Below are 15,255 nucleotides of genomic sequence, written 5' to 3'. Positions count from 1 at the left end.
GAACGCGTGCGATTACAAGGAGAAAAAAAATGCCTGCACCAAACAGCAGCAAGCCTCACCATTCTGATACACAAACATTCAAGCCTCTACTACCCGGCCGCAGACTACTGGCTACCGCCATTGCACTCGCCGGCACGCTTACCACCACCACTGCCCTCGCCCAGCAATCTGTCCTTGAAGAAGTCACCGTTACCGCACAAAAGCGCGAGCAGTCCCTGCAGGACGTCTCCGTCGCGGTCAGTGCATTCTCCGGCGATGCCATCGAAAAAATGGGCTTTGAAGAAGGGCTGGATATTACCCAGCAAGTACCGAATATGAATTTCTTCGCCATTTTCGGCGAAGCCTCCAGTCCCTCCGTCAGCCTGCGCGGCATCAGCCTGGTGAATTTCTCCGATTCCTGGGAATCCCCCGTCTCCATCTATGTGGACGACGTATATCGCGGCAACCCGGCGGGCTCGGCCATTCAATTGTTCGACCTGGAGCGGGTAGAGGTACTGCGCGGCCCACAGGGCACACTCTACGGCCGCAATACCACCGGAGGTCTCGTACACTACGTTTCCCGCAAGCCCACAGAATCACTGGAAGCCACCGCCAGCGCCAGCTATGGCAGTTATTCCGAGCGCATTCTTGAGGGTACGCTCAGCGGCCCCATCAATCGCAATATGCGCGGCCGTGTAGCGGTAAAAAGCACCCACAATGACGGATGGCAGACCAACGCCGTTACCGAGGAAAAGCTCAATGACACCAACAGTTTCGGCTATCGCACCCAGCTGGAAATCGACCTCGCGGACCACAGCAGTCTTTTGCTGAACGTGCATGGAAGTCGCGCCGATCAGCAATCTGTGGGCTTTGCACATCTCGGGTATTTGGAATCGCCAGAGGAAGGCGCTGCGACCTGCTCCATCGCACGGATTCAGAACGGCAAGTGTTACAGTGCGAATCCCGGCTTGGGAGGCATTTCAGGTGAGGAAGCGGTAAACGGTAACTTCGGCCCCGAACATGTAGCCAGCGGTGCGACCGATGGGCTGGCCACTGAAATCGATACCTTCGGCACATCCGCCACATTCATACGGGATTTCGAGGGCTTCACCCTGACTTCGATTACCGCCTACGAGGAACTGGACAAATTCCTTCAGGATGACGGGGATGGCCTGCCCGCTGTGTGGTTTGACGAGCAATACAGCGTGGATGCAGAACAATATACCCAGGAAGTACGCCTGAACGGCGTGACTCAAAACAGTAATTGGGTAACCGGTTTCTACTATTACAAAGACGACCGCGGTCTGAACACCCAGGCACCGACCACCGCAGACGGCTTGTGGCACCAGGAAATTGTTACTCTCGACAGTACATCCTGGGCACTGTTCGGGCAGGTGGAATACGATCTTAGCAGCACGCTTACCCTGGTCAGTGGTTTACGCTACACCGAAGAAGAACGGGATTTCTCTCAGGATGCTGGCCCCAGTTTTTATCCAGATGCCGTCGACACCCAAAAAGACCTGAGCGATCAGGCTACCACCGGCCGCATCGGCATCGACTGGCGCCCGAGTGATAGAACACTGGCCTACGCCAGCTATTCCACCGGTTTTAAAAGCGGTGGCTTTTCCGGCAGCTACAACCGCAATGATCTCGCCACCGATCCCGTCGGCGCAGAGACCATCGATAATTTCGAACTGGGCCTGAAAACCACCATTGCCGATGTCTACCGATTGAACGCCGCCGCCTTCCACTATTCAGTACAGGATTTTCAGGCGCAGGTATTTATCAGCGTCGCCGAGGGCAGTGTTATCACCAACGCCGGTGACGTAACCGGAACCGGTGCGGAACTGGAGCTGACCGCTCCGATTACCGACAATTTTGAAGTGATCGCCGGCGCGGGTTGGCTCAGTACCGAGTTTGATTCCGAGCAGTCCTTCGTTGTTGCCGCTGACACTTACACCCTCGATGGCAATGAACTGCCCTCAGCGCCAGGGTTTACTTACAACCTGGTCGCACGCTATTACCAGAGTCTGGGTAGCAATGGTGATCTCGTATTCCAGGGCGATTATGCATGGCAGGATGATCACTACCTGCAGGTAGAAAACGACCCCTATTCAATGCAGTCCGCCTACGGTCTCGCGAACGCCAAGGTCAGTTGGCACTCCCCTTCCGATGCATATAGCGTGGAAGCCTTCGCCCGCAATCTCACCAACGAAGAGTATTTTACTTACCAGAATACACTCGGGGCCGATTGGGGTTACGGTGTATGGGGACAACCCCGTACCGCGGGTCTGCGGTTTAACTGGAAAATGTAAAGCAGAGCCCGAAGGCCGCTCGAATGCGAGCGGCCCACCCCTCACAGATACCGCTGACTGGTACGCTCAAACTCCGAATTTCGCTTCAACAACGATTATATTGACGGTAGAATTTTCAGCCTTCCTGTTTCGCACATTTTCAAAGGATCTGAAAGTGAGTACCGTATTCCTCTGTAACAGAAGCCTCAGCTCGCCCGCCCTTCAACAGGCATGTCGCGTTAACATCCAGCAGCTCACCGAACTGCATTGCCCCACTCCCAAATTTGCCAAAGCCAACACCCCATACTTGTTAAATGGCCACAGCGACGCTCAGGGCAAGCGAATCCAAACGCTACTGGCACCAAAGCACATATCCCAGCCCGTGACCGAGCTGTCGCTTACCTTTGGTGAAGATAATACACTGGCGATTGCGGTCATGATGGAGCAACTCAAGGATTACAACATCGCCCTGACTGGCGCTTCGACTAGTGTCTACGGCGAGCGAATCAGTGCTTTCGCCAAATCGGTAAAGGAGTACCAGGTAGCGCTACTCACCTATCGGGATGCCAAACTGAGCAAGGCAGGGAATCAGGCCCAGTTAAAGCAAAAGGCGCATACGGCCTTTAATCGTATGCAGGCACAGTTTCGCGCAGAATTGCACGTGGTAACCAGCCATATTCGCTCACGGCGTGGCACACCGCTGACCAGTGCCGAGCGCGGTACTAATATTGCTCGCAGCAGCCGGAATGTAGTGAAATTGCAACTCAGCAGTGAAATTGAGGCGCACAGGCTGGTAAAGTTGAGCCAATACACGAAAGTGCTGGGCAATGGCTTGGCGGTGATAGATTTCGGGTCCCGCATTGGCAAAGTCCATAACAGTTACCAAGCTGACGGCTATTGGGAGCGAGATCTGTTTAGAGAATCACTGAGCTTCGGCCTAAGTGTCGGCACTGGGGCGGCAACCGCAAAAATCGGAGCAGTGGCTTTAGGGATTCTGGTCGCCGCTACACCGATTGGCTGGGTTGGGCTACTTGTTGGGGGACTGACAGTGGCTGGGGCGTCAGCGGGCGCTGCGATGACGATGAATGAAGTTACCCAATCGCATGCCGATGGTTGGTATGACGGAATAATGGGAACATTAAACGGAAAATAGCAATGAGCACATTTTCATTCCTCCTCGGTTGCTGCGCTGCAGTTATGTTTTTCAGTTTATTTTTGTACGTAGTTTTCGGGCAAGTCACTGTTCGGAAGCTACGGAAAAACCCTGAAACAAAACGCGAACTAGGCCTCGCGTTCGCGAGCGGCTGGGATATTTTGAATGTAGCTCAAGCTTTGGCTACGCCGAGAAAAGTTCACAAGTTTCTGGAATCTGGCCAACTATCGTTCTTGCACGCGAATTCAGAGCTCATCGCAAAAAACACAAATTCTTTTGATAAAGTTATCGCCATTATATTTTTCTGGTCACTCATCGGGTCTGCCATGAGCATGCTAGCGTTGATTGGGCTCAACAAATTGGGGCTCTTGTCCTAACTGCCCACCATGATATAAAGAAGCCCACCAATTCGCCGGCCGTGTAAACCTAACGCATATCCAACGCATCAAGAGCTTCAGACAACGATTTCACCGGAATTACCTGCATACCCTCTATATCGGTTTTAAGCCGATTTGCGGCCGGCACAATCGCCTTGCGGAAGCCATGTTTTGCCGCTTCTCTCAGCCGTTCCTGACCAGAAGGTACCGGGCGAATTTCACCAGCCAGACCTACCTCACCAAAAATCATCAGATCCCGGTCCAGGGTCCGATTGCGGAAACTCGAAACCACGGCCATCAGCAGCGTCAGATCAGCGCTGGTTTCCATAACCTTCACACCGCCCACCACATTGATAAACACATCCTGATCGCCCACCAGCACACCGCCGTGGCGGTGCAGCACTGCGAGCAGCATGTTCAGGCGGTTTTGATCCAGCCCCACCGCAACCCTACGCGGGTTGCCGAGGCTGCTATCGTCCACCAACGCCTGCAGTTCGACCAGTAGCGGGCGAGTACCTTCCCACACGGAAGTCACCACCGAACCCGCAGCGATTTCATCGGCGCGCTGCAGGAAAATGGCGGAGGGGTTGGAGACTTCCTTGAGGCCCTGTTCGGTCATCGCAAACACCCCCAGTTCATTGACCGCGCCAAAGCGGTTTTTGTGTGCGCGCAGAGTACGGAAGCGGGAGTCGTGGGTACCTTCGAGCATGATGGAGCAGTCGATGATGTGCTCGAGCACTTTTGGCCCTGCGAGGGTGCCGTCTTTGGTGACATGGCCCACCAGGATCAATGCGGTTCCTGTCTGCTTGGCGAAGCGCGTCAGATACGCCGCGCTCTCGCGCACCTGCGCTACGGAGCCGGGCGCGGACTGTACTTCGGCCATATGCATGACCTGAATGGAATCCACCACCATCACCTTGGGCTTCACCTCACCGGCGGTGAGACAGATCTGCTCGACGTTGGTTTCCGAAAGCATCTGCAGATGATCTGCGGGCAGCCCCAATCGCTTAGCGCGCATGGCTACCTGCTGTAGGGACTCCTCCCCTGTTACATACAGAGCGGGTAGCTTCTGCGAGAGGTGACACAGGGTCTGCAACAGTACGGTGGACTTACCCGCACCGGGATGACCACCAATCAGCACCACCGAACCCGGCACCAGCCCACCACCCAGCACCCGATCCAGTTCACTGGCATTGGTGGGAATTCGGGGCAGCTCACTGAGATCAATCTCGGAAAGCTTCTGAACCTTGCCCTGCCCCGCCGCGCCCGCGTAGCCCGCCTGTGCGTCGGTAAAATTTGCCGCGCGGCTATCGGTATGCGCAGGCCCCAGCCGCACTTCACTCAGGCTGTTCCAGGCCCCACAGGCATTACACTGCCCCGCCCATTTTGTGTAGTCGGCTCCGCACTCATTGCAGACAAACGCGGTTTTGGATTTTTTGGCCAAGGTTTTCTCTCTGTTCAGGGTGCGGTGGTATTAGCTCTTTTTTAGTGCTGTGGCGATGCCCCTATCGGGTGTGAACTTCTGAGACACGCCGTGAACCCATCCATGGGGGCTCTTCCGCGAGGTCCCTCTCGCGGAAGGTCTCAGAAGTTCACACCCGATATCGACACCTTCTCGAAAAATTTAGGGCTTCGTAAGCGAGGCTACCTCGCAGTATCCGGTAGCACTGCGGCACGAAGCTAAGCCTTGGCCCTCAGACAAGGGGCCCCAGAAAGTCGACAATTCTACCCTTCCACTGCCGCAGGGGAAAATTTACGGGATCTCTCATGCACCCATCGGTACAACACAGGCAGTACAACCAGGGTGAGCAGTGTGGAGGAAATAATTCCTCCAATCACCACTGTCGCCAGCGGACGCTGTACCTCCGCACCGGTTCCGGTATTGAGCGCCATCGGCACAAAACCCAGGCTCGCCACCAGCGCCGTCATCAACACCGGGCGCAGCCGCAGCATGGCACCATCCACTATGGAGGTGTACAGCTCACCACTCTCTCGCCAGCGCTCACGAATAAACGACAGCATTACCAGACCGTTCAACACCGCCACGCCTGAGAGCGCGATAAAGCCGACCCCGGCAGAAATCGATAGCGGCATATCCCGCAGCCACAACGCCAGCACACCACCGGTGAGTGCCAGGGGTACCCCGGTAAAGATAATCAATGCATCGCGCAGAGAGCTGAACGCCATCATCAATAGCAGCAGAATCATCAACAGCGTCACCGGTACCACAATGGAAAGCCGGTCCCCGGCGGAACGCAGCTGTTCAAAGGTGCCACCGTAATCCAGCCAGTAGCCAGCGGGCAGCGCCACTTCCGACTCGATACGCTCACGCACCGCCTGCACAAATGACCCCAGATCGCGTCCGCGTACATTGGCGGTAACCACGATGCGCCGCTTGCCGTTTTCCCGGCTCACCTGGGCAGGTAATTCCGTCCATGTCAGCTCGGCAACTTCTTCCAGAGGAACGAAGCCACCATTGGGAAGGGGAACCGGTAGCGAGGAAAAATCGTCGATATTCTGTCGAATGTCTTCCGGCAACCGCACCATCAATTCGAAACGGCGATCACCGAAATACATGAGTCCCGCGCTGGTGCCACCGATAGCAGCGGCCACGTAGCCCTGTAGAGATTCCACATCCAAACCGTACTGGGCGAGCGCCATACGTCGCGGAGTTATGGAAAGCACTGGCAGACCATCCACCTGCTCCAGGCGGGCGTCTGCCGCACCCTCGACCTGTTGCACCTGCGCAAGAATCTCTCCGGCGGAGCGTCGCAGCTGGGCGAGATCGTCACCGTAGAGTTTCACCGCCAGATCTGCGCGCACCCCGGAAATCAGTTCGTTGAAACGCATCTGGATGGGCTGGGTGAATTCGTAATTGTTTCCTGGCACCGCCTCAATCGCGGCCTTCAAGCGCTCGATCAACTCCTCGCGGGGTAGCTTCGGGTCGGGCCATTCCGATTGCGGTTTCAGGGTAATGAACGTATCCGCCACATTGGGTGGCATCGGATCTGTTGCGACTTCCGCAGTGCCTATACGGGAAAATACCCGTGCGACTTCAGGCACTGCGCCCAGTGACACATCCAGTTCTTTCTGCATTTTCACCGCCTGCTCCAAACCCGTGCCGGGAATGCGTAGGGCGTGGGTGGCGATATCACCTTCGTTCAGTTGTGGCACAAACTCCGAACCCAGAGTGGTAGCAAGCCAGCCACAAAACAGCACCAGTAGCAGCGCCACAGAAACTACCAGCCAGCGCAGTTGCAGGGCGGCGATCAGTATCGGCTTGTACAGAGATTTCAGACTGCGCACCGCGACATTTTCCCGCTCGCGAATATTCCCACGCAGGAATACCGCCACCGCCGCCGGCACCAGGGTAAAACAGAACACCATGGCCGCGAGTAGCGCCATCACCACCGTGGCCGCCATCGGGTGGAACATCTTGCCCTCCACGCCGGTGAGCGAAAACAGGGGTATATACACCAGAGTAATAATCAGCACTCCCAACACACTGGGCCGGATAACTTCATTGGTGGCGGTATACACTATGTCCAGACGCTGCCTGAGCGGAAGCTCCGAATCGCGGCCGTGACTGGCCTGCGCCAGACGCCGGGTAGCGTTTTCCACGATGATTACCGCACCGTCGACTATCAACCCGAAATCCAACGCACCGAGGCTCATCAGATTTGCGGAGATACCGGCACCCAGCATTCCGGTGAGTGTGGCGAGCATCGCCAGAGGGATCACCGCGGCAGTGATCAATGCGGCACGGAGATTTCCCAACATCAGAAATAACACCGCGATCACCAGAAGTGCACCTTCCAGAAGATTTTTCTGAACGGTATTGATGGCGCGGTCTACCAGACGCGTGCGGTCGTAGACGGCCTCGACCTTCACACCCTCAGGTAGCGAGTGCTGTACTTTCTGCAGCGCTTCCCCGAGATCGGCCGCTACGGTGCGCGAATTTTCGCCCAGCAACATCATCACCGTTCCCAGTACGGTTTCGCGACCGTTTTCCATGGCAGCGCCAGTTCTCAATTCCCGGCCAATCGCAACGCTACCAATATCGGCAACGGTGATCGGAGCCAGGAATTCATCGCGCTCGCGACCTCCGGCCGATTTCACGACGACACTTTCAATATCGGTAATCGACTTCAATTGGCCAGGGGAGCGCACCAGTAACTGATTTCCTCCAACTTCTACAAAACCGGCCCCGCGGCTCTGGTTACTGCGCTGCAGTGCCGCAATCACATCCGCCATAGTGACGCCAAACGTCAGCAACTTTTGCGGATCCGGTGTGACATGAAATTGTTTGCGGAACCCGCCGATGGCATTTACCTCGGTCACCCCTGGCACCAGCGCCAGCTGCGGTTTGATGATCCAGTCCTGGATTTCCCGCAATGCGGTACTGTCGTAGGGCGCTCCATCCGGCTGTCGTGCATCCTCCGCCGCGCTGACCGTGTACAGAAAAATTTCCCCGAGGCCGGTAGCGATAGGGCCCATGGTGGGTTCCAGCCCTGCGGGCAGCTGGCTGCGAATGGAGGTGAGGCGGTTGGCGATCAGGTTGCGAGCAAAGTAGATGTCGGTGCCTTCGCGAAACACCGCGGTGACCTGGGACAGGCCGTAGCGTGATAGGCTGCGGGTATATTCAAGTTGTGGCAGCCCCGCCAGTGCGGTTTCCACCGGATAGGTGACCCGTTGCTCCGATTCAAGAGGTGAATAACCCGGCGCTTCGGTAAGGATCTGCACCTGGACATTGGTAATGTCCGGCACCGCGTCGATAGGCAGTCGCTGATAACTCCACAATCCCAGGGCAACGATAATCAGACTGCTGAAAAGCACCAGCACGCGGCGCTCGATGGCAAAGCGCAATATGGATTCAATCATGCGAAATTCCCTCAATGCGCGTGGCCGGCGGCCGACTTTTTCAATTCGGCCTTGATCAGATAGCTATTTTCCGCCACGTAGCGCTCACCCGCCTGGATGCCGCCCAGCACTTCACTGAATTCGCTTCCGCGCAACCCAAGGCGCACCGGGCGCGCTTCAAAGTGGTTAGGTCTGGTTTCGACAAAAATTACTGGTTCACCTTCCAGAGTCTGCAATGCGCGATTGTCGATAGCGATCGCTACAGGTTTTTCATCGACGGTTACTCGGCCGCGGACGAAAATCCCTGACGACCAACTGCCATTATGGTTATCCAGCGGTACCCGCACACGCCGAAAAGGCGCACCGTTTGCAGCGGGCACCAAATTTCCAATCGCACCCCGGTACGACTGCTCACCGGCAATGATTTCTACCGGTTGCCCACGTTGCACACGGCCAAGGCGTTCGGGAAATACCTGCAGGTCGGCCCACAGTTTGCTGTAATCCGCGACCGTAAACAGCACCTGTTCACTGACAAACTCCCCGGGACCCGCGTGCTTTTCAATCACGACTCCGTCAAAGGGGGCGCGCAGTGTGTACTCCTGCAGACTTTCATTGGAATTGATGGATGCGAGTAGCTGGCCTTTCTTGACCGGGTCGCCAATGCTGACGGCTATTCTGGAGACCAGGCCGGGATAGCGCGCGCGAATATGGCTGATCGCGGTGGGCTCCGGTTGCAGTTTTCCGTAGAGAGTAACGGTGGACTCGATTGCCCTGGCTCCAGCCGTAGCAACGGCAACACCGGCGCGGGCAAGTGTGGTGTCGGAAAGCTCTACCACGCTTTCGTCATGATGGCCTTCTTCGTGATGATCTTCATGATGATGGTCATCGCTGGCCCAGCCCGCAGCAGAAAGTGCGAGTAAAAATACGGCAATATTTACTGTCTTGAACATGGTGTTACCTGAAATCATTTTTCATTCACTGTCGCTGGTGCAGCCGAGGACACAGGGTTATTGGCGAGAAGCGGTGCCGCGGTAAGCTGTTCCATTTCAGCCCCCGCCAGCAGCGCTTGCGTGGCACTGTCGATCAGTGCGCTGCGGGCATCGAGTAATTCTTCCCTCGCCGCCACCCAGTCCTGATAGGTGTAGCGACCGGCGCGATACAGGGTCTCGGTTTCCCCCATGGCGCGGGTCAGCGTGGGAATAATCTCCTCGCGCAGGCGTCGCACGGACTGCACCCCCTGGGCGCGATCCGCATAAGCGCGATACAGCTGGGTATGCAACTGCAAACGCGCGGTATCCTCACGCGCGGCGGTACCCTGCAGGGCGGCGCGGGCACTGGCAATTTCCCCCCGGGCGCGACGGCCACTGAACAGCGGCACACTGAGCCCCGCTACCAGGGAGGTACTGTCGGTCTCATTGCTCTGGCGCACCCCCAAACCCCAACTCACATCGGCGTGGGCGGCGCTGCTTGCCAGTCGCAGCTGCGCCTGCTGCACGCGCGCCTCGGAAGCGAAGCGCATCAGCAGGGGATTCTGCTCGGCGCGGGCGAGATAATTCTGGAAATCGTCGGCCTGCGGCATCCGGTACAACTGCCCTCCAGCTACAGAGAAGTCCCCATTGGCCTCCCCCCACATGGCCGCCAGCGCGATCCGCTCCGCATGCAATTGCTTTTCCAGACGCTGCTGCTGTAGCTGTGCACGGGAAAGCGCCGCCGATGCGCGCAGCTTCTCTGCGGTGGGTGCGGCCCCGGCGCGGACCCGCGCCGTCACCGAAGCCAGAGCGCCCTCCGCCAGTTGCACGGTGTCTTTTGCCAGCGCCACACGTTCGGAGACCGAGAGCACCTGAACGTAGCGCCGGGTCACCTCGCCGAGCAGATCCAGCGCCTGGATTTCACGCTCCAGATTCAACAGCCGCCGCTCACTGGCGACCATCTCTCCGCGGGCATTGCGTTTACCACCCAGCTCGATCACCGAAGACAGGCCGACGGTAATCTCCGTATTTTCGCTGCCGTCGGTGCCGGCGAAATTCTCAAGCTCCATATCCAGGTTGAGCGCGGGGCGCAGATCCGCCGTTTGTGCGCGGCCATCCAGGGACTGCTGGCGGTACTCAAAGACCGCGAGCGAGGGGTGGTGATTCAGCGTTCTGGCGATGGCCTCCGACAGGGTGATCGACGGCCGCGCATCGCGGTTCTGGGCAAAAGCGGTCTGTACGGGGACGCATAACAGTGGAATGCATGCTGCGAATACAAACAGCATACGTGCAGTAGCATACAGACACCGGTAACCGGGTGTCGCAAGAAAAGACATAAAACAATTCCCGAGTGAGGGTTGAAGTTCGGTGCGCGGATGCGCGTCGAATCCGCGGAATTTTCAGTTCACTCAGGCAATGGGAGGTCGGTAGAGGGCGGAGATAATCTCGTGAGGAAAGGTGCTGTCTATAGTAGCGAGCCAGCGTATACCGGGAATGGGCCACTGCGCATAGTGCCCTGCGGGCAGGCACAGGCTGGTGCCGGCATGACAGTGGCAGCAGTGATTGCACTCCTGATCCAGCCCGGCCAGCTCCGCTGCATCACAGGGACTGCCGCTGTCTGAATCACTACAGTCCACCAGCGATTGCGCCACGACCGCGTTTGCAACTGGCTCTGCCAAATCTCCATGGCCCTCATAGCACGCCGTCGCCTGCTGGATCACCAGCAGCGTCAGCAGCAGATAGCCAAACAGGGCATTAATGGAGAGTGTTGGCATGTGGCAAAAACCGTCATAAAAGAGGGGCTTGATCAGAGGCTCCCTAGAGCCGCCAAAACTATCAAATAACACCAGAATACTCAAAGCACTGGCAGCCCTCCCGGTCAGGGATTAGCATGACTTCACAATTTCTGATTTTTTTAGCGCAATGACCTTACCGGCAGTCTGGCTTTTACATATCAATGATATTCCCTCGGGCAGTGACGATGCCCGAGCCCTTGAAACTCTGCTGAGCAACGACGAGCGCACGCGGCGGGAACGCTACAGGAGTGAGGAAGCCCGTTATCGCTTCCTGTTGAGTCGCGCACTGATGCGCCGGGTACTCGGGAGCATCAGTGGGAAGTCGCCAGAGAGCCTGCAGTTTGAGATTGCGGAGTCCGGCAAGCCGCAACTTCTTGATGTGCCCGAACTCCGCTTCAGTCTCAGCCACAGCGGCCAGTGGATTGCGCTCACAGTAAGTTGTGAGGCGGATATCGGTGTGGATATCGAACAACCGGTACGAAAGCGCGACTTCCTGGGTATCGCCAATCACTATTTTCACCCGGACGAACGGTCGCTGCTAACAGCCTCACCACCTGAACTGTTACCCGTGCACTTTTACCGCCTGTGGACGATGAAAGAGGCGTTCTTCAAAGGTCGCGGTACCGGTATCTCGGAAGGGCTCTCCCGCATTAATCTGGCGGGTTTCCATCTGGGGCAGGGTATCCAGTTCGCCGACGACCTCCCGGGCGCTGCCGAGCCCTGGCAGTTTCACTACGCCATGCTGCCGCTGCCGGACGCAAGCCACCTGCACCTGGCGGTCGCAGGCATCGATGGCGGAATTGGCGAGATCACTCAGGAGCGTATCCTGCGCGGCCTTCCCGGCTGAGTCACCAAGGGCGTCGACTTGCACGCGCGGGTATTCCCACCTAAGATTCCCGTCGGATAAATTTCACTCAACCAGCACAATGACCAACGTCTTCCGCACATTCCTGCTGCTCGCACTGCTTGCCCTTGGTGGCGAAGCGCTGGCGCAGCCGTGCCATGAGGGCGAAGAGGCCGAAACGACGGTTGCCGAAGTCAGCCACAGTATTTCCTCCCCCAAGCATCACCAGCCCGCGGAAGTTGCTCACTGCAGCAATGGCGCCTGCGAGGATGCCTCTGCCACGGGCTCGCCACACGACTGTGACCAGGCTTGCAGCTGCTGCCCTGGCCACTGTGCCAGCGCCTTGCCTACCACGGTGGCAGACACCGAATTCCTTATCCGCAATTTATCCTCTACTGCCTACCGGCCGCTGGACTCTTCGCCTGCGCCGGAATCCGATATTCGCCCACCCATACCTGCCTGACACAGGACAGGTGCGCCCACCGCTGGCGCATGCTGCCTCTCTGTTGATTTTCTGACAATCCGATCCCTCGCCGGAAATCCGGCAATCGATCGCATTCCAACTTTTTGAGAGACCAGTACCGTGAAATTTTTTACTGCATTACTGCTGGGCGCTGCCCTGCTCAGTGCCGGCTGCGACCGCGCGCAACAACCCCAGAACGCCGCATCAAACCGGGTAGCCGAAACGACTTCCACTCAACCGGCCATCGCGCTCACCACATACAAATCCGCCACCTGTGGTTGCTGCAAACTGTGGGTGGAGCACGCCAGCGAGCAGGGCTTTGCGGTGGACGCAAAGGATGTGGATGACCTGAACGGCGTGAAGAACCGCTTCAACATCGCCCCGGAATTCCAGTCCTGCCACACCAGCGTTTCCGACAATGACTATGTTTTTGAGGGGCACGTACCGGCCAAATTTATCCGCCAGTTTTTACAGAACCCACCCGCCAATGCCCGCGGTCTGGCGGTCCCGGCGATGCCCCTGGGCAGTCCGGGCATGGAAGTGGGCGACCGCTTTACCCCCTATGACGTGGTGCTGCTGCACAAGGACGGTGGACACAGCGTCTACGCCCGCATCGAAAACGCCGAGCAACAGTTCTGAGTCGCGTAATGAAGAAGTTATTTGATCAGCGCGTTACTACGCTGCCGGTTTCCCGACGGCGCTTTGTCACCGGCATGGCCGCCGGTGCCGCGCTCGCGGGACTGCCCGCGAGCCGGGAGTCCGCGGCACAGACGGTCAACCCTCTACCCGAAGTTTTGCGCGGCAATCGCTTTGATCTGCACGTGAACTATCTGCCGGTCAATTTCACCGGCCGTGAGCGCACCGCAGTGGCGGTCAATGGTGGTGTACCGGCGCCGGTGCTGCGCTGGAAGGAAGGGGACACCGTCACCATCAATGTCACCAACCACCTGGCTCACGACACCTCCATCCACTGGCACGGTCTGATCCTGCCGAGCAATATGGACGGCGTACCCGGGCTCAGTTTCAACGGTATTCGTCCCGGGGAAACCTTCACCTACGAGTTTCCGATCACCCAGTCCGGTACCTACTGGTACCACAGCCACTCGGATTTCCAGGAGCAACAGGGTCACTACGGCGCCATTGTGATTGACCCGGCCGAACCGGACCCGGTGACCTATGATCGCGACCACGTGATCCTGCTCACCGACTGGAGCGACGAGTCGCCTCACGACATTTACACCAAGCTCAAAAAGGAAGGCCACTACTACAACCGCCGCCGTCGCACCGCCGGCGACCTGTGGGAGGAAGTCCGCCAGAAGGGCGTGGCCCAGACCTGGCGCGACCGCAAGATGTGGAACGAGATGCGCATGTCCGACCGCGACATCTCCGACGTCACCGGTTACACCTACACCTACCTGATGAACGGTCAGACGCCGGACGCCAACTTTATGGCACAGTTCAAGCGGGGCGAGAAGGTGCGCCTGCGTTTTATCAACGGCTCCGCCATGTCCATTTTCGATATTCGTATTCCGGGACTGAAAATGACCGTGGTGGCGAGCGACGGACAGAACATCGAACCGGTGAGCGTGGACGAATTCCGCATCGGCGTTGCGGAAACCTATGACGTGGTGGTGGAACCCGCCGACGACCGCGCCTACACCCTGTTCGCCCAGACCATCGACCGTAGTGGTTACGCCCGCGGCACCTTGACGCCGCACCCGGAGTTGCGCGCCGAAGTACCGGCGATGGATTACGCCCCGGTGCTGACCCATCGCGATATGGGCATGGATCATTCCGGCCATGATATGGGCGGTATGAGTGGCATGGACCACAGCGGCCACGACATGGGCAGCATGAACGGCATGGATCACTCTGGCCACGATATGAGCGCCATGGATCACAGCCAGCACATGGGCCAGCACGCCGGCCACCAGATGCCGGGAAAAACCAGCGGCCTCGGCCGTGCCGGCTTCGGCAGCAACGCGCCGGTGCGACACCACGCCAGCGAGTACGGCCCCGGTGTCGATATGCGCGCGGATATGCCGGCGAATGGTCTGCATGACCCGGGCATCGGCCTGCGCGATCACCAGAGCCGCTACGGCCGCCGCGTGCTCACCTACGCGGATATCCGCAACCTCACCCCCACCATCGACCGGCGCGAACCGCAGCGGGAAATCCAGCTGCATCTCACCGGCAATATGGAGCGCTATATGTGGTCCATGGACGGGATCAAGTTCGCCAATGCCGAACCGCTGATACTGAAATACGGCGAGCGTCTGCGGATCACCCTGGTGAACGACACCATGATGACCCACCCCATTCACCTACACGGTATGTGGAGCGAACTGGAAACCGGTGATGCGGAATTTATTCCCCGCAAACACACGGTACTCGTGCAGCCCGGTTCCACCATCAGCTACCTGGTAACGGCAGATGCCTACGGGCGCTGGGCCTACCACTGCCATCTGCTGTATCACATGCCGGGCATGTTCCGCGAAGTGAGGGTGGTTTAACGATGAGG

12 protein-coding genes are annotated in these 15,255 nt (G+C 57.9%); 7 read left to right on the top strand and 5 right to left on the bottom strand.

The genetic code is table 11. The features are described 5' to 3' along the window. Positions 1 to 29 precede the first annotated feature (29 nt). From AAFH99_RS04895 to AAFH99_RS04885, 3 genes are all read left to right on the top strand, one after another. Positions 30 to 2,294, top strand: a complete 2,265-nt coding sequence (locus AAFH99_RS04895; protein WP_406828817.1) for a TonB-dependent receptor — start codon at positions 30 to 32, stop codon at positions 2,292 to 2,294. 154 nt (positions 2,295 to 2,448) lie between these two features. After that, entirely contained in the window at positions 2,449 to 3,426 is a 978-nt protein-coding gene (locus AAFH99_RS04890; protein ID WP_406828816.1) for a hypothetical protein, read from the top strand. A gap of 2 nt (positions 3,427 to 3,428) precedes the next feature. Then, a complete protein-coding gene (locus AAFH99_RS04885) occupies positions 3,429 to 3,803 on the top strand; it encodes a hypothetical protein (protein WP_406828815.1) in 375 nt (124 codons plus the stop codon). 49 nt (positions 3,804 to 3,852) lie between these two features. Here AAFH99_RS04885 and radA read toward each other — a convergent pair whose 3' ends face one another. The 5 genes from radA to AAFH99_RS04860 form a co-directional block, all read right to left on the bottom strand. Further along, positions 3,853 to 5,247 (bottom strand): DNA repair protein RadA, encoded by a 1,395-nt coding sequence (gene radA / locus AAFH99_RS04880; RefSeq protein WP_406828814.1) that lies wholly within the window; start codon positions 5,245 to 5,247, stop codon positions 3,853 to 3,855. 281 nt (positions 5,248 to 5,528) lie between these two features. Continuing rightward, entirely contained in the window at positions 5,529 to 8,684 is a 3,156-nt protein-coding gene (locus AAFH99_RS04875) for an efflux RND transporter permease subunit (protein WP_406828813.1), read from the bottom strand. 11 nt (positions 8,685 to 8,695) lie between these two features. After that, the gene (locus AAFH99_RS04870; protein ID WP_197023879.1) at positions 8,696 to 9,613 is read right to left on the bottom strand and encodes an efflux RND transporter periplasmic adaptor subunit; all 918 of its coding nucleotides are present in this window, start codon (positions 9,611 to 9,613) and stop codon (positions 8,696 to 8,698) included. A 14-nt stretch (positions 9,614 to 9,627) separates the two neighbouring features. Beyond that, positions 9,628 to 10,968 (bottom strand): TolC family protein, encoded by a 1,341-nt coding sequence (locus AAFH99_RS04865; RefSeq protein ID WP_406828812.1) that lies wholly within the window; start codon positions 10,966 to 10,968, stop codon positions 9,628 to 9,630. 72 nt (positions 10,969 to 11,040) lie between these two features. Further along, positions 11,041 to 11,406 carry a hypothetical protein gene (locus AAFH99_RS04860; RefSeq protein ID WP_156035403.1) on the bottom strand — a complete coding sequence of 122 codons (366 nt, stop codon included), beginning with the start codon at positions 11,404 to 11,406 and terminating at the stop codon, positions 11,041 to 11,043. Positions 11,407 to 11,554: 148 nt separating this feature from the next. On the opposite strand from AAFH99_RS04860, the gene AAFH99_RS04855 reads away from it, so the two are divergent. The 4 genes from AAFH99_RS04855 to AAFH99_RS04840 all read left to right on the top strand — a co-directional run bounded on the left by AAFH99_RS04855 (position 11,555) and on the right by AAFH99_RS04840 (position 15,247). Next, positions 11,555 to 12,274 carry a 4'-phosphopantetheinyl transferase superfamily protein gene (locus AAFH99_RS04855; RefSeq protein ID WP_043320651.1) on the top strand — a complete coding sequence of 240 codons (720 nt, stop codon included), beginning with the start codon at positions 11,555 to 11,557 and terminating at the stop codon, positions 12,272 to 12,274. Between the two features lie 79 nt (positions 12,275 to 12,353). Then, positions 12,354 to 12,734 carry a hypothetical protein gene (locus AAFH99_RS04850; protein ID WP_406828811.1) on the top strand — a complete coding sequence of 127 codons (381 nt, stop codon included), beginning with the start codon at positions 12,354 to 12,356 and terminating at the stop codon, positions 12,732 to 12,734. Positions 12,735 to 12,854: 120 nt separating this feature from the next. Beyond that, positions 12,855 to 13,373 (top strand): DUF411 domain-containing protein, encoded by a 519-nt coding sequence (locus AAFH99_RS04845; protein ID WP_043320649.1) that lies wholly within the window; start codon positions 12,855 to 12,857, stop codon positions 13,371 to 13,373. Positions 13,374 to 13,381: 8 nt separating this feature from the next. Continuing rightward, complete coding sequence (locus tag AAFH99_RS04840) at positions 13,382 to 15,247, top strand: copper resistance system multicopper oxidase (RefSeq protein ID WP_406828810.1); 1,866 nt, start codon at positions 13,382 to 13,384, stop codon at positions 15,245 to 15,247. Positions 15,248 to 15,255 lie beyond the last annotated feature (8 nt).

Source organism: Microbulbifer sp. ARAS458-1 (assembly GCF_045348205.1).
Taxonomy (GTDB): Bacteria; Pseudomonadota; Gammaproteobacteria; order Pseudomonadales; family Cellvibrionaceae; genus Microbulbifer.
Note: the sequence above shows the minus strand (reverse complement) of the source record. Positions and strands in the feature narration are given on the sequence as shown.